The organism is Limnohabitans sp. TEGF004 (assembly GCF_027924965.1).
In the GTDB taxonomy this organism is placed as follows: domain Bacteria; phylum Pseudomonadota; class Gammaproteobacteria; order Burkholderiales; family Burkholderiaceae_C; genus Limnohabitans.
Genome location: NZ_AP027056.1, coordinates 839,162 through 856,798, shown reverse-complemented (window position 1 = coordinate 856,798; position 17,637 = coordinate 839,162). Strand labels below are relative to the sequence as shown.

16 protein-coding genes are annotated in these 17,637 nt (G+C 56.2%); 14 read left to right on the top strand and 2 right to left on the bottom strand.

Annotated elements, in window-relative coordinates; translation table 11 throughout:
- Positions 1–146 precede the first annotated feature (146 nt).
- Positions 147–1,223 (top strand): alkene reductase, encoded by a 1,077-nt coding sequence (locus LINBF2_RS04310; RefSeq protein ID WP_281890691.1) that lies wholly within the window; start codon positions 147–149, stop codon positions 1,221–1,223.
- A 13-nt stretch (positions 1,224–1,236) separates the two neighbouring features.
- Entirely contained in the window at positions 1,237–1,656 is a 420-nt protein-coding gene (locus tag LINBF2_RS04305; protein ID WP_104799295.1) for a VOC family protein, read from the top strand.
- A gap of 54 nt (positions 1,657–1,710) precedes the next feature.
- On the opposite strand, the gene LINBF2_RS04300 is transcribed toward LINBF2_RS04305, so the two are convergent.
- Complete coding sequence (locus tag LINBF2_RS04300; protein ID WP_281890688.1) at positions 1,711–2,898, bottom strand: acyl-CoA dehydrogenase; 1,188 nt, start codon at positions 2,896–2,898, stop codon at positions 1,711–1,713.
- A 126-nt stretch (positions 2,899–3,024) separates the two neighbouring features.
- Here LINBF2_RS04300 and LINBF2_RS04295 point away from each other — a divergent pair, with 126 nt between their 5' ends.
- From LINBF2_RS04295 to LINBF2_RS04250, 10 genes are all read left to right on the top strand, one after another.
- Complete coding sequence (locus LINBF2_RS04295; RefSeq protein WP_281890686.1) at positions 3,025–3,678, top strand: ANTAR domain-containing protein; 654 nt, start codon at positions 3,025–3,027, stop codon at positions 3,676–3,678.
- A gap of 222 nt (positions 3,679–3,900) precedes the next feature.
- On the top strand, positions 3,901–5,145 hold the full coding sequence (locus tag LINBF2_RS04290) for a CmpA/NrtA family ABC transporter substrate-binding protein (protein WP_281890684.1): 1,245 nt from the start codon (positions 3,901–3,903) through the stop codon (positions 5,143–5,145).
- 36 nt (positions 5,146–5,181) lie between these two features.
- Positions 5,182–5,967, top strand: coding sequence for a nitrate ABC transporter permease (gene ntrB / locus LINBF2_RS04285; RefSeq protein ID WP_104799272.1), 786 nt, complete (start codon positions 5,182–5,184; stop codon positions 5,965–5,967).
- Positions 5,964–6,797: an ABC transporter ATP-binding protein gene (locus tag LINBF2_RS04280; RefSeq protein ID WP_281890682.1), complete on the top strand. Its 834-nt coding sequence runs from the start codon at positions 5,964–5,966 to the stop codon at positions 6,795–6,797. Before ntrB ends, LINBF2_RS04280 begins: the two co-directional genes overlap by 4 nt.
- Positions 6,798–6,807: 10 nt before the next feature.
- Entirely contained in the window at positions 6,808–9,261 is a 2,454-nt protein-coding gene (nirB, locus tag LINBF2_RS04275) for a nitrite reductase large subunit NirB (protein ID WP_281890680.1), read from the top strand.
- 11 nt (positions 9,262–9,272) lie between these two features.
- A complete protein-coding gene (gene nirD / locus LINBF2_RS04270; RefSeq protein ID WP_281890678.1) occupies positions 9,273–9,638 on the top strand; it encodes a nitrite reductase small subunit NirD in 366 nt (121 codons plus the stop codon).
- A gap of 26 nt (positions 9,639–9,664) precedes the next feature.
- Positions 9,665–12,502 carry a nitrate reductase gene (locus LINBF2_RS04265; RefSeq protein ID WP_281890676.1) on the top strand — a complete coding sequence of 946 codons (2,838 nt, stop codon included), beginning with the start codon at positions 9,665–9,667 and terminating at the stop codon, positions 12,500–12,502.
- On the top strand, positions 12,499–13,290 hold the full coding sequence (cobA, locus tag LINBF2_RS04260) for a uroporphyrinogen-III C-methyltransferase (RefSeq protein WP_281890674.1): 792 nt from the start codon (positions 12,499–12,501) through the stop codon (positions 13,288–13,290). The genes LINBF2_RS04265 and cobA overlap by 4 nt, the downstream gene beginning before the upstream one ends.
- A 27-nt stretch (positions 13,291–13,317) precedes the next feature.
- Positions 13,318–13,761 (top strand): cyanase, encoded by a 444-nt coding sequence (gene cynS / locus LINBF2_RS04255; RefSeq protein ID WP_281890672.1) that lies wholly within the window; start codon positions 13,318–13,320, stop codon positions 13,759–13,761.
- Between the two features lie 2 nt (positions 13,762–13,763).
- A complete protein-coding gene (locus LINBF2_RS04250; RefSeq protein WP_104799266.1) occupies positions 13,764–14,348 on the top strand; it encodes a nitroreductase in 585 nt (194 codons plus the stop codon).
- Between the two features lie 330 nt (positions 14,349–14,678).
- On the opposite strand, the gene hutC is transcribed toward LINBF2_RS04250, so the two are convergent.
- On the bottom strand, positions 14,679–15,398 hold the full coding sequence (gene hutC / locus LINBF2_RS04245; protein WP_104799265.1) for a histidine utilization repressor: 720 nt from the start codon (positions 15,396–15,398) through the stop codon (positions 14,679–14,681).
- Between the two features lie 189 nt (positions 15,399–15,587).
- On the opposite strand from hutC, the gene LINBF2_RS04240 reads away from it, so the two are divergent.
- Both LINBF2_RS04240 and LINBF2_RS04235 read left to right on the top strand, forming a co-directional pair.
- Entirely contained in the window at positions 15,588–16,745 is a 1,158-nt protein-coding gene (locus LINBF2_RS04240) for an ABC transporter substrate-binding protein (protein ID WP_104799264.1), read from the top strand.
- 15 nt (positions 16,746–16,760) lie between these two features.
- Positions 16,761–17,624 carry a branched-chain amino acid ABC transporter permease gene (locus LINBF2_RS04235; RefSeq protein WP_104799263.1) on the top strand — a complete coding sequence of 288 codons (864 nt, stop codon included), beginning with the start codon at positions 16,761–16,763 and terminating at the stop codon, positions 17,622–17,624.
- Positions 17,625–17,637 lie beyond the last annotated feature (13 nt).

The window sequence follows — 17,637 nt, the reverse complement described above, 5'->3', positions numbered from 1 at the left end:
GCCCCTCGATTGATCTGGTCATATTAACGGAACCTTGAAACCCAGCACTTGAAAACAGAACAATACGCCCCATATCAAATGTGCACGCATGGCAACGACAGCCATCGCTGAGCTTTTTATTCTTTCAGAACCTTCAGAAATTGCACATGACGACACCTCAGCTTTTCCAACCCACACGCATCGGCGACATTGAAGTGGCCAACCGCATCGTCATGGCCCCACTCACCCGCAGCCGCGCAGCTGACGGCGACATCCCCGGCAGCGCGATGAACGTGGACTATTACCGCCAGCGCAGTGGTGCGGGCCTCATCATCAGCGAAGGCACACAAATCTCGCCCGTGGGCAAAGGCTACATGGCGACCCCCGGCATTTATTCAGACGCCCAAGTCGAAGGCTGGAAGCCCATCACCCAAGCCGTGCATGAGGCAGGCTCCAAAATCATCGCGCAAATTTGGCATGTGGGCCGCATCACGCACCCAGACCTGACTGGTGGTGCGCAGCCCGTGGCCCCTTCGGCCATTCAGCCCAAGGTGGTGGCCTACACCCCCAATGGCAAAGTCGATGTGCCCGTGCCACATGCTTTGACAACCGCTGAAGTGCAAGAGGTGGTGCAGCAATTCCGCCAAGCCGCCGCCAACGCCATTCGTGCGGGGTTTGATGGGGTGGAAATTCACGGTGCCAATGGTTATTTGGTCGACCAGTTCATCCGTGACGGTGCCAACCAACGCACCGACGCGTACGGTGGTTCGATTGAAAACCGCTGCCGCTTTGCCCTCGAAGTGGTGGATGCCTGCGTGGCCGAAATCGGCGCGGGCCGCGTCGGCATTCGTTTGTCGCCCCTCACCCCCTTCAACGACTTGGCTGACAGCAACCCACAAACTGTGTTTGCCTATCTGGTGGAAGAGCTCAACAAACGCGGCATCGCGTTCATTCACTTCATCGAAGGCGCCACGGGCGGCCCACGTGACGTGCCTGGCTTTGACTACGCCTGGGCGCGCCAAGCGTTCCAAGGCACCTACATCGCCAACAACGGTTACGACCGCCAAATGGCCATCGACGCCATTGACTCAGGCAAGGCCGATGCCGTTGCATTTGGTCGCTTGTTCATCTCTAACCCCGACTTGGTCGAGCGTTTGAAATTGAATGCCGTGCTGAACGAGCCCAACCCCAACACCTTCTACACACCCGGCCCCGTCGGTTACACCGACTACCCCACCCTTTAAAGAAAGGCTCGCCATGAAATACCTACACACCATGGTGCGCGTGACTGACCTAGAAGCGTCGTTGCGTTTTTACCGCGATGCGCTGGGCCTGACGGTCCTGCGCACCAACGAGTACCCGCAGGGTCGCTTCACACTGGTCTACCTCGCCGCACCTGGCGATGAAGATGCGCAAGTGGAGCTCACCTACAACTGGGACCCAGAGGTCTACACCGGTGGTCGCAACTTCGGTCACTTAGCTTATGCCGTCGACAACATTTACGCCACCTGTGAGCAGTTGCAAGCGCATGGCGTCACCATTCTTCGCCCACCTCGCGATGGCCGCATGGCCTTTGTGCGCTCACCCGATGACATCTCGGTGGAGTTGCTACAAAAAGGTGAAGCCTTAGCGCCAACCGCGCCGTGGGTGGACATGCCCAACATCGGTCATTGGTAAAAAAAGGGTTTGCAAAACATTGCAAACCCTTTTCTATATCAGCGCTCTGGCGTTTCAGTTGCTGAATGCAGCAATCCCAGTGATGGCGCGACCCAAAATCAAAGCGTGCACATCGTGCGTGCCTTCGTAGGTGTTCACCACTTCCAGGTTGACCAAATGACGTGCCACGCCAAACTCATCGCTGATGCCGTTGCCGCCCATCATGTCGCGAGCCATGCGTGCAATGTCTAGTGCTTTGCCACAGCTGTTGCGCTTAAGGATGGATGTGATGTCGACGCTTGCGGTGCCCTCGTCTTTCATGCGGCCCAAGCGCAAACAGCCTTGCAGGCCCAATGAAATTTCAGTCAGCATGTCGGCCAGTTTCTTTTGAATCAGCTGATTGGCGGCGAGTGGGCGACCAAACTGCTGACGGTCCAGCACGTATTGGCGAGCGCGGTGGAAGCAATCTTCAGCAGCACCCAAAGCGCCCCAAGCAATGCCGTAACGCGCGCTGTTCAAGCAGGTGAACGGACCTTTGAGGCCACGCACATCTGGGAACGCGTTTTCTTCTGGCACAAACACCTCGTCCATCACGATTTCACCTGTGATCGAGGCTCGCAAGCCCACTTTGCCGTGCACCGCAGGTGCACTCAAACCCTTCCAGCCTTTTTCCAAAACGAAGCCGCGAATCGCGCCTGCATCATCTTTGGCCCACACCACAAACACATCGGCAATCGGGCTGTTGGTGATCCACATCTTGGCGCCTGACAACGAATAACCCCCCGTCACTTTCTTGGCACGCGTGATCATGCTGCCAGGATCTGAGCCGTGGTTGGGTTCGGTCAAACCAAAGCAACCAATCCACTCGCCTGTGGCGAGCTTGGGCAAGTACTTTTGCTTTTGGGCTTCGGTACCAAATTCATAAATGGGCACCATCACCAAAGACGATTGCACGCTCATCATCGAGCGGTAGCCTGAGTCCACGCGTTCGACTTCGCGAGCCACCAGGCCGTAGCACACATAGTTCAAACCCGCACCGCCATAGGCTTCAGGAATGCTGGGGCCCAACAAACCCAGCTCACCCATTTCACGAAAAATAGACGCATCGGTTTTTTCATGACGGAAAGCTTCCAACACACGTGGCGCCAAACGCTCTTGGCAATAAGCCGCCGCCGCATCTTTGACCTGACGCTCATCGTCGGTCAATTGCTGGTCAAGCATGAAAGGGTCGCCCCAGTGAAATTTGGTCGATGAAATGGACATGAAGACTCCTCAATGATCAGACGATTTTCTCTCTATTCACAAGGCACAACTATAAACATGCGTGGATTGGCCCATTACTTGCGAGTTAGCAAAGGCACCGCAAAGGCATCCCCACATTCACCCCGCATGAAAAGCAAGTTTCCCCATTCCAAGTCACCCACCGCACTGAAAATCGTGGTGGTCGCACCTGACTTGGATATTCAAGACGCGAGCGATGAACACGCCGTGTCACAAGCCGAACGATCTAGGGCGCTGCGCATTGGCTTGCTAGAAAGCGGCTTCAACCTGATTGCCACCTTGCCTGCCGATGTGTTTTTGGCAGACCGCATCCATCAGCTGCAACCCGACCTGATCATCGTGGATGCGGAATCTGAAGCACGTGATGCCTTAGAACACGTGGTGTTCGCCACCCGCGACGAGCGCCGCCCCATCGTGCTGTTCACCGACGACAACGACACCACCCATGTGCGCGACGCGGTGGCGGTGGGCGTGTCGGCCTACATCGTCGATGGCCTGTCGAGCACACGCATTCGCCCCATCTTGGATGTGGCCATGGCACGCTTTGAATACGAAGAACGCCTGCGCGGTGAGCGCGACGACGCACGCCACGCGTTGCAAGAGCGCACAGTGGTTGACCGCGCCAAAGCCCTGTTGATGGAACGTCAAGGCCTGAGCGAGCAAGACGCTTTCACCAAGCTGCGCAAAGTGGCGATGGACAAAGGTTTGAAGATGGGCGACGTGGCACAACGCACACTCGACATGGCCGACCTGCTGTCCTAATTTGGTGCGCCTTCTTGGTGCACATCGATGCAAACGCCCCGCCATGGGGCGTTTTTTCATACGGGAGAACCCTCAACAGCTGGCACAGCAATTGCAATCAGTTCACAGCAAGAACCAATGACGGTTCAAGGACAAAGGCGTCCCCACCCATGCACCCCAAGTGCGTGCGGTGAGGACGCCTTTGTCGTTTCTGCCCCAGTTTTTTTATAGAGGAGTGATGTCATGACGAAACTTTTGGAGACCCCCATGAGCCGCCGCAATGTCTTGCAAGCCGCCACCGCAGGCGCTCTCACCATCGCCCCTGCCTTGCGTGCCGCGGTGTACGCCCAAGGTTCAGACAAACCTGAAAAAGAAGAAGTGCGCATCGGCTTCATTCCCCTCACCGATTGCGCCAGCGTGGTGATGGCTTCGGTGCTGGGCATCGACAAAAAATACGGCGTCAAGATCATCCCCACCAAAGAGTCCAGCTGGGCAGGTGTGCGCGACAAATTGGTCAACGGCGAGCTCGACTTTGCCCACGCTCTGTACGGCCTGATTTACGGCGTGCACATGGGCACTGCCGGGCCGAAGAAAGACATGGCCGTGCTCATGAGCTTGAACCAAAACGGCCAAGCCATCACGCTGTCCAAAAAGCTCGCCGACAAAGGCGCGGTCGATGCAGCCAGCCTCGCCAAGTTGATGGCCACTGACAAACGCGAATACACCTTCGCCCAAACCTTCCCCACCGGCACACACGCCATGTGGCTGTATTACTGGTTGGCCAGCGCGGGTATCAACCCACTCAAAGACGCCAAGGTCATCACCGTGCCGCCGCCTCAAATGGTGGCCAACATGCGCGTGGGCAACATGGACGGCTACTGCGTGGGCGAGCCTTGGGGCCACCGCGCCATTGCCGATGGCATTGGCATCACCGCCGCCACCACCCAAGACATTTGGCGTGACCACCCCGAAAAAGTGCTGGGCACCACCGGCGACTTCGTCAAGAAATACCCCAACACCGCACGCGCTGTGACCGCCGCCATTTTGGAAGCGGGCAAGTGGATTGACGCGGGCTTGCAAAACAAAATGAAGATGGCTGAAACCATCGCCGACAAGTCGTATGTCAACACCAGCGTGGATGTGATCAACCAACGCATCTTGGGCCGCTACCAAAACGGTTTGGGCAAAACGTGGGACGACCCCAACCACATGAAGTTTTTCAACGACGGCACGGCCAACTTCCCTTACCTCTCAGACGGCATGTGGTTCCTCACGCAACACAAGCGTTGGGGCTTGCTCAAAGACCACCCTGACTATTTGAAGGTGGCCAAAGAGATCAACCAAATCGACATCTTCAAACAAGCCGCTGCGGCCAGCAAAACGCCAGTGCCTAAAGACGTGATGCGCACCAGCAAATTGATGGACGGCGTGGTGTGGGACGGCAAAGACCCAAAGAAATACGCCGACAGCTTCAAAGTTCACGCTTAAAGCATCCACGAACGCTCTCGCACAAGGACACATCTCATGCATTTGAAACACCTGTTGTCACGCGTGGTGCCGCCCTTCATGGGCTTGGCACTGCTGGTGGGCATTTGGTCGCTGGTGTCTGTCACCAGCACCAACAACTTTCCCAACCCAACCGACACCTTCTGGCAAGCCGTGGATGTGTTCAGCAACCCGTTCTACAGCAACGGCCCCAACGACCAAGGCGTGGGCTGGAACGTGTGGAGTTCTCTCAAGCGCGTGGCACTGGGTTTTGGTTTGGCCGCGTTGGTGGGCATTCCTTTGGGCTTTCTGATTGGACGCTTCGAGTTCTTGTCGCGCATGTTCAACCCGCTCATCAGCTTGTTGCGCCCTGTATCGCCCTTGGCTTGGTTGCCCATTGGTTTGTTGGTGTTCAAAGGCGCCAACCCTGCGGCCATTTGGACCATCTTCATCTGCTCCATTTGGCCCATGGTCATCAACACCGCCGTCGGTGTGCAACGTGTGCCGCAAGACTACATGAACGTGGCGCGTGTGCTCAACCTCTCGGAATGGAAGATCGTCAGCAAGATTTTGTTCCCTGCGGTGTTGCCCTACATGTTGACCGGCGTGCGCTTGGCCGTAGGCACAGCGTGGTTGGTCATCGTCGCGGCTGAGATGCTGACCGGTGGCGTGGGAATTGGCTTTTGGGTGTGGGACGAATGGAACAACCTGAATGTGAAAAACATCATCATCGCCATCTTCGTGATTGGCATCGTGGGCTTGGTGTTGGAGTACGCCCTCATCAAACTCGCCACCGCATTCACCTTTGAGGAGGTGCAGTCATGAACGCATCGTTGACCACCAAGTATTTGCAAATTCAGGGCGTGGCCCAAACCTTTCGCACCGCCAAAGGCGACTTCCCCGCCTTGCGCGACATTGACCTGACCGTGGGCAAAGGCGAGTTCGTCGCTCTCATCGGTCACTCGGGTTGCGGCAAGTCCACCTTGCTCAACCTCATTGCAGGTTTGACCACACCCACGCAAGGCACCTTGATTTGCGCCAACCGCGAAATCGCAGGCCCAGGCCCCGAGCGTGCGGTGGTGTTTCAAAACCATTCACTCTTGCCTTGGCTCACTTGCTTTGAAAACGTTTACCTCGGAGTGGAACGCGTGTTCGGCCAAACCGGCATCGTGGACGGCAAGCCCAAAGAAGACAAAGCCCAACTCACCGCTCGCACCCACGCGGCACTCGACATGGTGGGCTTGAGCCACGCAGCCTTCAAACGCCCAGGCGAAATCTCAGGTGGCATGAAACAACGCGTGGGCATTGCACGTGCCTTGGCCATGGAGCCGCAAGTGTTGTTGATGGACGAGCCCTTTGGTGCGCTCGACGCCCTCACTCGCGCCAAGCTGCAAGACGAGTTGCTGGCCATCGTGGCCAACACCCAAAGCACCGTGGTGATGGTGACGCACGATGTAGACGAAGCCGTGTTGCTATCCGACAAGATTGTGATGATGACCAATGGCCCCGCCGCCACCATCGGCGAAGTGCTGCATGTGGACCTGCCTCGCCCCCGCTCACGCGTGACGCTGGCCGACGACCCTGGCTATTTGCACTACCGCAAAGCCGTGATTGACTTTTTGTACACGCGCCAAGCGCACGTGGAAAAACACTGAGGAGCTGAACATGAGTCACAAACTCAAACTCGTGATGGTGGGCAACGGCATGGCCGGTGTGCGCACCTTGGAAGAGCTCATCAAGCTGACGCCAGACCTTTACGACATCACGGTCTTTGGCTCAGAGCCACACCCCAACTACAACCGCATCTTGCTATCTCCCGTGCTAGCGGGTGAACAAACCTTGGATGAAATCATCCTCAACCCACTCGATTGGTACAGCGACAACCACATCACCCTGCACACCAGTTGGACGGTGACTGAGGTGGACCGCGTCAAACGCATCGTGCATGCCACCAACGCCGCAGGCGAAGTGCAAAGCGCAGCGTATGACCGCTTGATTTTGGCCACCGGCTCTAACCCTTTCATGCTGCCCGTGCCGGGCCGCGAGTTAGAGGGCGTGCTGGCCTACCGCGACATCGCCGACACACAGGCCATGATTGATGCGGCCACCCAGTACAAACATGCAGTGGTGATTGGCGGCGGTTTGCTCGGCCTCGAAGCAGCCAACGGTTTGATGAAACGCGGCATGCGCGTGACCGTGGTGCACGTCGGTGAATGGCTGATGGAGCGTCAGCTCGACAAAGTGGCAGGCGGCTTGTTGCAACGCTCGCTCGAAGAGCGCGGCATGCAGTTCCGCATGGGCGCGCACACGCAAGAACTACAAGCCGACAAAAACGGGCGCGTGGCATCGGTCTTGTTCAAAGACGGTTCATACGTGCCCGCCGAGTTGGTTGTGATGGCCGTGGGCATTCGCCCCAACACGGCGTTGGCCGAAAAAATGCACCTGCATTGCGAGCGCGGCATTGTGGTCAGCGACACGCTGCAAACCGTGACCGACCCACGTATTTATGCTGTGGGCGAATGTGCGGCCCACCGTGGCATTGCCTACGGTTTGGTGGCGCCTTTGTTTGAGCAGGGCAAAGTGTTGGCCAACCATTTGGCTGAGTTCGGCATTGGCCGCTACACCGGCTCGCTCACCTCGACCAAGCTCAAAGTCACCGGCATTGATTTGTTCAGCGCAGGCGACTTCATGGGCAGTGACGATGGCAGCACCGAAGAGATTGTGCTGAGCGACCCGCACGAAGGCGTTTACAAAAAACTCGTCATCCGCAACGACCAATTGGTGGGCGCGTGTTTGTACGGCGACACCGTGGACGGCAGCTGGTACTTCAAACTGCTGCGCGATGGCCGCAGCGTGGCCGACATCCGCGAGAAGCTGATGTTTGGTGAATCGAACATTGGTGACGTGGGCCATGAAGGCCACAGCAAAGCCGCCAGCATGCCCGACGATGCCGAGGTGTGCGGTTGCAACGGCGTGAAAAAAGGTGCCATTTGCAAAGCCATCAAAGACAAAGGTTTGTTCACCTTGGACGAAGTGCGCAAGCACACCAAAGCCAGCGCCTCGTGCGGTTCCTGCACGGGCTTGGTGGAACAAATTTTGATGTTCACCGCAGGCGGCGATTACTCGGCCACGCCGAAGAAAAAAGCCATCTGCGGCTGCACCGACCATAGCCACCAAGAAGTGCGCGATGCGATTCGGGACCAAAAGCTGTTGACCAGCGACGCGGTGTTCCAATTTCTAGAGTGGAAGAGCCCAACAGGCTGCGCCACTTGTCGCCCTGCCATCAACTATTACCGCATGAGCAGCTGGCCCAAAGAAGCGTTAGATGACCCGCAAAGCCGCCTCATCAACGAGCGCAGCCACGCCAACATCCAAAAGGATGGCACTTACAGCGTCATCCCTCGCATGTGGGGTGGTGAGACCACCGCCGACGAATTGCGCCGCATTGCCGATGTGGTGGACAAGTACAACATCCCCACCGTCAAGGTCACGGGGGGGCAACGCATTGACTTGCTCGGTGTGAAGAAAGAAGACTTGGTCAATGTGTGGAAAGACATTGGCATGCCGTGCGGCCACGCCTACGCCAAAGCTTTGCGCACCGTCAAAACCTGCGTGGGCAGCGAGTGGTGCCGCATGGGCACACAAGACAGCACGCAAATGGGCAAAGACCTTGAAAAAGCCATGTGGCGCATGTATGCCCCGCACAAGGTGAAGTTTGCTGTGTCGGGCTGCCCGCGCAACTGCGCAGAAGCCGGCATCAAAGACGTGGGCATCATCGGCGTGGACAGCGGCTGGGAGATGTACATCGCAGGCAACGGCGGTATCAAAACCGAAGTGGCCGAGTTTTTTGTGAAAGTGAAAACCTCAGAAGAAGTGATGGAGTACACCGGTGCCTTCATGCAGCTTTACCGCGAAGAAGGTTGGTACTTAGAGCGCACGGTGCACTACGTGAACCGCGTGGGCATGGACTACGTGAAGAAAAAAATCTTGGACGACGAAGCAGGCCGCAAAGCCTTGTGGGCACGTTTGCAATTTGCACTCGACGGCGAACCCGACCCATGGTTTGAGTTTGACAAAGCACAAGTCGACACGCGCCAGTTTGAAGCCATCACCGTTTAAGGACACACACCATGACCGAATGGAAAGTCATTTGCAAAGTTGACGACATCCCCGTGCTGGGCGCACGCCGCGTGCAGCGCGCCAAGGGGGTGGAAGTGGCGGTGTTTCGCAACGCCGAAGACAAGGTGTTTGCCCTGCTTGACCAATGCCCGCACAAGCGTGGCCCTCTGAGCCAAGGCTTGGTGTTTGGCGAAACCGTGGTGTGCCCGTTGCACAACTGGCACATTGGTTTGGTCGACGGCTGCGCCCATGCGCCCGATGAAGGCTGCACCACCCGCTTTGCGGTGCGTGTGGAGAACGGCAATGTGGCCTTGGATGTGAACGAGCTCAACACGCTCGCCATCGAGGACGCCACTGTAGCCATGGTCGCGAACTGAACCACCCCAACCGCTCGAAAGCCGCCATGAAAGAAACGCGTTCAACCTGCCCCTACTGCGGTGTGGGCTGTGGCGTCATCATCGAATCGAACGCGGGCCACATCACTGGTGTGCGCGGCGACCCTGCACACCCGGCCAACTTTGGACGCTTGTGCAGCAAGGGGTCTTCACTGCACCTCACAGCCAGCCCTGCCATGGCTGCACAAACGCGTTTACTGCAACCCATGCGTCGCTTGGTGCGTGGCGGCAGCTTGCAACCTGTGGCGTGGGACAACGCCATGCAAACAGCCAGTCACACGTTGGCAAGCATCGTGCGCACACACGGGGCCGATGCGCTGGGGTTTTATGTGTCGGGTCAGTTACTGACCGAAGACTATTACGTGTTCAACAAACTGGCCAAAGGTTTGCTGGGCACCAACAACATCGACACCAACTCGCGCCTGTGCATGAGCAGCGCGGTGGCGGGCTACAAGCTCACGCTCGGTGCTGATGCCCCACCCGCTTGCTACGACGATGTGATGCACGCCGATTGCTTGTTCATCGCGGGCAGCAACGCAGCATATGCACACCCTGTTCTATTCAGACGCATCGAAGACGCGCGTGCGAAGAACCCCAACCTCAAAATCATCGTGGCCGACCCGCGCCGCACTGACACCGCCAGCAGCGCCGACATTCACTTGGCGTTGCAACCCGGCACCGATGTGACGCTGTTTCACGGCATGCTGCATGTGATGCTGGCCGAAGGCTGGGTAGACAACGCCTACATCGCCGCGCACACAGAGGGCTTTCAAGCGCTGAAAAATTTGGTGGCCGACTACACACCCGCACGCGTGCACGACGTGTGCGGCATCACGCCCGAACAACTGTTGCAAGCCACACGCTGGTTTGCGGGCATACCCGACCACAACAAGGCCAACACGCCCAACCCCGCGTGGCGCACGCTGAGCCTGTATTGCCAAGGCTTGAACCAATCGAGCAGTGGCACCGCCAAAAATGCCTCGCTCATCAACCTGCATTTAGCAACGGCGCAAATTGGCAAAGCGGGTGCAGGCCCCTTCTCGCTCACCGGCCAACCCAACGCCATGGGAGGCCGCGAAGTGGGCGGTTTGGCCAACCTCATCAGCGCGCACCGCGACATGAGCAAGCCCGAACACCGCTCTGAAGTCGCAGCGCTGTGGGGCATTGACGATGTGCCGTCTAAGCCGGGAAAAACCGCCGTAGAAATGTTTGAAGCCGCCGCCGATGGCGAAATCAAAGCGCTGTGGATTGCCTGCACCAACCCCGCCCAATCCATGCCCGACCAAGCCACAGTGCGCCGTGCTTTAGAACGCGCCGAGTTTGTGGTGGTGCAAGAAGCCTTTGCCACAGCCGAGACCTGCGACTTCGCCGACCTGCTGCTACCCGCCACCACATGGGGCGAAAAAGAAGGCACGGTCACCAACAGCGAACGCCGCATCACCCGAGTGCATGCCGCTGTGCCAGCCCCCGGACAAACTAAACACGATTGGCAAATCGTGGTGGACTTGGCCACACGGTTGGCGCAAGAGCCTGGCGTGGCTCCACACAAAGACGGCCTGCACATGGCCTACACCTCGCCCGAAGAAATTTGGGTGGAGCACCGCGAATCCACCCGAGGCCGTGACCTCGACATCACCGGCCTGAGCTACGCGCATTTGGACCAACGCCCTGAGCAATGGCCCATGCGCGAAGGTGCCACACAAGGCCAAGCACGCTTGTATGAAGACGGTGCGTTTGCCACTGCCAATGGCCGTGCCAAATTTGCCGCCCTGCCCTATGTGCCTACGGCAGAAGTGCGTGAATCGCGCTTTCCGTTCTCGCTCAACACAGGCCGCTTGCGTGACCAGTGGCATGGCATGACGCGCACAGGCTTGGTGGGCAAACTGTTTGGCCATGTACCCGAGCCCATGGTGCAACTGCACCCAGACGACATGGCTCGGCTTGGCTTTGACGAGGGAACTTTGGTGCACGTCACCAGCAAGCGTGGCTCCATCGTGTTGCCTGCCCAAGCCAGTGCAGACCTTGGCACCAACCAAGCATTCATTGCCATGCATTGGGGCGCAGCATTTTTGAGTGGGCGTGACCATCAAAACAAACCCCTCGCGGGGGTGAACGCCATCACCACCTCAGCCTATTGCCCCACCTCGAAGCAGCCTGAGCTCAAGCATGCCGCGGTCAAAGTGCTGAAAGCCGAATTGCCTTGGACGCTGCTGGCCGTGGCATGGCTGCCCGAGCACAAAGCGCAAACCATTTTGCAAAACCTGCGTGCGCGCATGGTGCAGTTTGAATTTGCGAGCTGCGTGCCGTTCAGCGATACACCGACAGAAGGTCCTGCCCGTCAAGGCGTGTTGATGCGTGCGGCCTGTAGCGAAGCGCCTGACATGGCGCTGCTGCACGACATTGAACAACTCTTGGGTTTGAACGGCAGCGACAGCCTGCGCTACGTCGATGCCAAACGCAGCCAACTGCGCAGCATGCGTTTGCAACACAGCGAAGCCACCCAAGCCAAAGACACCCAACTCAACGCCTTCATCATCGCGGGTGACACCTCGGCCGAGACGTGGCTCAAAGCCTTGTTGCAAACCCAAGCGTCCACCCAAGCCTACGGTCGCCGCTTGTTGATGACCGGCAGCAAACCACCAGTGGCCTTGGTCGATGCGGGCAACACAGTGTGCAGCTGTGTGGGGGTGAAAGACATTGCCATTCACAACCACCTCAAGATTTACAAAGGCGACAGCACTCAACGCTTGGCCTCCTTGCAAGGCACGCTCAAGTGCGGCACCCAATGCGGCTCTTGCGTGCCTGAGCTGCGCCGCATGATTCAACTCACCGAGAGCACGACATGACACAACAGCAGATATATCAGCAGCCTCTCGTCACGCTGGTGGGCGCAGGTCCAGGCGACCCTGACTTGCTCACCCTCAAAGCGGTCAAAGCGATTGCCGCTGCCACCGTACTGCTCGTCGACGATTTGGTGAGTGACGCCATCGTGGCTTACGCCTCGCCCTCGGCACGCATCATCTATGTGGGCAAACGGGGTGGCTGCAAATCCACACCGCAAGCCTTCATTGAAAAGCTCATGCTGCAAGAGGCTTTGGCTGGTGAAAACGTGGTGCGCCTCAAAGGCGGCGACCCCTTCATCTTTGGGCGTGGCGGTGAAGAGGTGGAGCACCTGCAACAGCAAGGCGTGAACGTCACCGTCATCAATGGCATCACGGCCGGTTTGGCTGGCGTCACCTCGCTGGGCGTGCCATTGACGCACCGCGCCCATGCGCATGGTGTGTTGTTCATCACAGGCCACGCCAAACAAGGCGCCACCGATGCGGTGGACTGGGCGGCTTTGTCGCACACCGCCGCACAAGCCAAGCTCACCTTGGTGATTTACATGGGGATGAGCGGTGCCGCACAACTGCAAGCCTCTTTGCTAGATGGGCTCAGCCCACACACGCCCGTGGCCGTGATTCAACACGTGAGCCTGTCTACACAACGCCATGTGGTGTGCACGCTCAGCGAGCTGCACAACACGGTGGTGCGCGACCAAATGGCCAGCCCTTCCGTCATCGTGGTGGGCGATGTGCTGCAAGGTTTGCTACACATCGCACAAGACCACCAGCGCTTCGTCGCTGCGGCCTAAATCTTTTCAAGCAACTCAGGAGCCATCATGAACCGTCTCGACGTGACCGAAAAAATCATCAGCACCAAAGTATCCAAAGGTATCAAGTGGGAAGACGTGGCCAAAAAAGTAGGCCTCTCCAAAGAGTGGACCACGGCCGCTTGCTTGGGGCAAATGACTTTGGATGCCAAACAAGCCAAAGTGGTTGGCAAGATTTTTGGCCTCGATGCCGAAGAACAAAAGTGGCTGCAAGTGGTGCCCTACAAAGGCTCCTTGACCACACCCGTGCCCACCGACCCCTTGATTTACCGCTGGTACGAAATCGTCAGCGTGTACGGCACCACGATCAAAGAACTCATCCACGAAGAGTTTGGCGACGGCATCATGAGCGCCATTGATTTCTCCATGGACATCGTGCGCCAACCCGACCCCAAAGGTGACCGCGTGAACGTGGTGCTGTCGGGCAAGTTCTTGCCCTACAAACAATACTGAGCATGGGCGCAGCGGCGGCAGAGGTGTTGTTGGCGCAGATGTGTGCCAGAAGCCATGTCGCCCCCAAACGCTTAGAGGCACCCGGCCCCAGTGCGGATGAGTTGGCACTTATCTTCAGGGCCGCGGCCCAAGCACCAGACCACGGACGCATCCGGCCTTGGCGCTTCATCGTGGTGCCAAACGATCAACGCGAAGCCTTAGGCCATGCGTTTGTGCAGGCGCTGCAAGCGCGCGACGCCAATGCCAGCTCAGCCGAATTAGAGACGGCCTACAACAAAGCATTTCGTGCACCGTGCTTGATGCTAGCCGTGGTCAGCCACACACCTTATGAACTGCATGTGCCTGTGCATGAACGTTTGATCTCTTTGGGATGCGCGATTCAAAACATGCTGTTGATGGCACAAGCCTTGTCGATGGGCAGTGGCATCACCAGCGGGCAAGCGATGAATGCGCCCAGCATTCGCGAGTTGTTCAAACTACAAGAGCACGAAGAAGGCATTTGCTATGTGGCGTTTGGCCATGCAAGCGCACACAAAGCCAGAAGACAAAGACCCGAAATATTGAACTTTGTCACGGTGCTTACATGAAAAAAGGGTTCCCATTTTGGGAACCCTTTTCAATTTTGGGGTGGCTGATGGGGCTCGAACCCACGACAACAGGAATCACAATCCATTTCAGAACATAGGATCCATGGGGTTAGCGTGGAATTTTTTGTAATATACAGTGCTTTAGAAAGCACCATTTGGCGCCATTTAGCTATGAGTATTCCAAATAAATTAACTTAAAAGATAGAGAAAAATTACTCAACAAATTTGCTGCATTAATTTGATTTGTATTGATTGTTTTCACACAAAATCTAAGACACGCTCCATAGCCTGAAGTTGATCTTAAGTCGCCGTTCGTGTTTAGCAAGCCGCTCAAAAAAATCCTGTGAATCGATGACGCGAGGCTGGGTGCCACATCACCGCGACTGATGCCACCTGCCCCATGGATTGGGTTTGTCTGTGCAATACCAAACAAGGTTCAGTTGTAGGAATATTCAACATCTCTCTGATATGAGATGGCGGTAAGCAGGCCTCAATTTCAAAATGCACTCCCTGTAATGGCGCCATACGCATCAAGTACGCGTTTGGAGTCAAGCTATTGAAATCTTGCGAAATATAGTCCGGAGCGACCATCGGGTTAACGTACCGGTCTTCAACCTGAATAGGCTGATCGTTCTCAAAGTGCACGACTACAGAATGAAAAACCACCTGATCTGGCTTCAAGCCAAGCTGAGGCCCCAGCACCTCCCCCGCTTTGACACGTTCTAAACAATGAAGTTCACTGCGGTGCTTGTGACCTCGGCCAGCAATTTCATCAGCAATATTTCGAATCTCAACCAGGGTGGATTGATATTTTTGCTGAGCGACATAAGTGCCAGAGCCCTGAATCCTCTTAACGATCTGCTCATCTGAAAGTTCACGAACAGCCCGATTGACTGTCATACGTGACACACCAAACTCACGAGCTAAGTTCTCTTCACTTGGAATCAACTCGCCATCCGTCCATTCGCCGTCATGGATCTTGGCAAGGATATGGGCCTTGATAGCCTGAAAGGCCGGCTGGCGCTTTTTTATTGAAGTAGTTTTTGGCATTTTTAGGTGTTTTCCCGCGGTTGCTAGAAACATCATTGACAGCGATCTTAGCTGTGATTACATTTTGCTTTACGAAGTTGTATAGACAATATAGTTGTTTTACAAATATATGTATATACAATTTTCGCTCGTAAATCTGTGACCTCCAGTTAACTCTGATTCAACGACAGCCACCGAAAGGAACAACTCATGAAATCCAGCACTCCCCATTTTTCATTACTAACAGTCGCTGCTGCGGCTGTGGCTTTTTCTGCTTCCCCTGCTTGGGCGCAGCTTAAGTTGGGCTTTAACGTTCCGTTAACAGGCTTTGCCGCTGCTGATGGCAAGTCATCTCTAGAGGGTGCAAAGCTAGCTGTTGAACAAGCTAACGCGAAAGGTGGAGTAGCTGGGCAAAAAATTGAGCTGGTGGTCTATGACGACCAAGCCACACCCAAAGAAGCTGTCCCTTCAGCTACAAAGATGGTTGAAAAAGATCAGGTAATTGCAGCTGTCTCTGGTTCATATTCAGGATCTACCCGCGCTGCTGCAGTGATATTCCAGCGCGCTCAAATTCCGTACGTCGTGGCCTATGCCATCCACCCCGAAATCACACTCGCTGGGGACTACATGTTCCGCGTCTCAGCAATGGGCGAAGTCCAAGGACGTGGGGGTGCCAAGCTAGTGCAAAACCTGGGCAAAAAGAATGTTGTCCTCGTAACCCTCAAGAACGACTTTGGTCAAGCTTTAGCTGCTGGTTTTAAAGAAGCCGCTCCCAAGCTAGGCATCAACATCATCAACGAGTACGAATATGGCATGCCGGACCGTCAATTCGGTCCACTCGTGAGCAAGATTAAATCCGACAACCCAGACGTGATCTACGCCTCTGGCTACTTCTTTACAGCTGGACCACTCGTGAGTCAACTTCGTGCAGCTGGTGTTACTGCTCCCATCATCGGCCAGGAAGGTTACGACTCAGACAAGTTCATCGAAATTGCCGGCCCTGCATCTGAGGGAACGTATGTAACAACATCACTTGACCGAGACTCTGATGCACCTGCAACCAAGGCCTTTCTAGCCGACTATCGCAAGGCGACAAACTCTGGTGCCGACATGGTGGCTGCAGCATCCTTTACTGCTACGGCTGTAGCGATTGAGGGCCTGAGAAAAAGCGGAGGTAAAGGTGGAGCAGCACTGCGCGATGCGATTGCAGCAGGCAGCTACAACATGCCTATCGGCAAGCTTGAGTTCAATGATCTACACGAAGTGAGAAAAGACATTCAAGTACAGATCGTGAAAGACAAGGCCTTCCGTCGCCATTCAGTCATTTCTGACCCGGTCCTCTTGGCTCCACCAACTAAAGCTAAGTAAGTCTGGAATTAAACAATGCTCGCGATTGAACTTATCGCGCAGGGCCTGATCCAGGGCAGCATCTACGCTCTTGTGGCGTTGGGGCTGACCCTGGTCTACGGTCTGTTGCGCATCCTTCATGTGGCGCACGCAGCACTTTTCACCTTAGGTGGATACGTCGGCGTCATGGTGTGCAACGCCAGTGGCAACTTAGCGCTGGGCTTTCTATGTGCAGCATTAATTTCAGGCTTCGGCGGCGTGGTTATGTTCCGGCTCGCATATCAGCCGTTACTGAGCCAGCCGCCATACGTAGCGCTGATCGCATCCATCGGACTGTTCATTGCCTCCGAAGAAGCGTTTCGCATCATCTTTGGTGCACAAGGAATGTCGTTTAACAACCCGGTGCTGCAACAACAATTTGTTCTAGGTGGTGGACTCCAATTTAAGCTGGCTGAACTGTTGGTAATGCTCAGCACTGCGACCATCATCGGCGTTCTTGCTTGGCTGCAGTCGAGAACACGAGTGGGCATTGCCTGTCAAGCCACGGTTTCAGATCCGCAAATGGCTCAGTCCTTTGGCATTTCTCTTCGCAAAGTCCGCGATATCAACTTCTTCGTGGGCTCGGCTTTAGCTGGGTTTGCAGGCGTCTGGGTGGCTTTATTGAATAACCTGGTCGAGCCCACCATGGGCAGCGTGCCCTCCTACAAAGCACTAGCGATCATCGTGCTTGGTGGACTGGGCTCGGTCCCAGGCACTCTGGCCGCAGCACTGCTACTTGGTGTGATTGAGGCCTTTGGCACGATTTATCTTGGCGACATCCTAGACCGCAATGCAATCGCATTCGCTTTCTTGATTGCGGTGCTGATGGTGCGCCCTCAGGGCCTGTTTGCCCGCAGCTGACCTAGAAGCACAG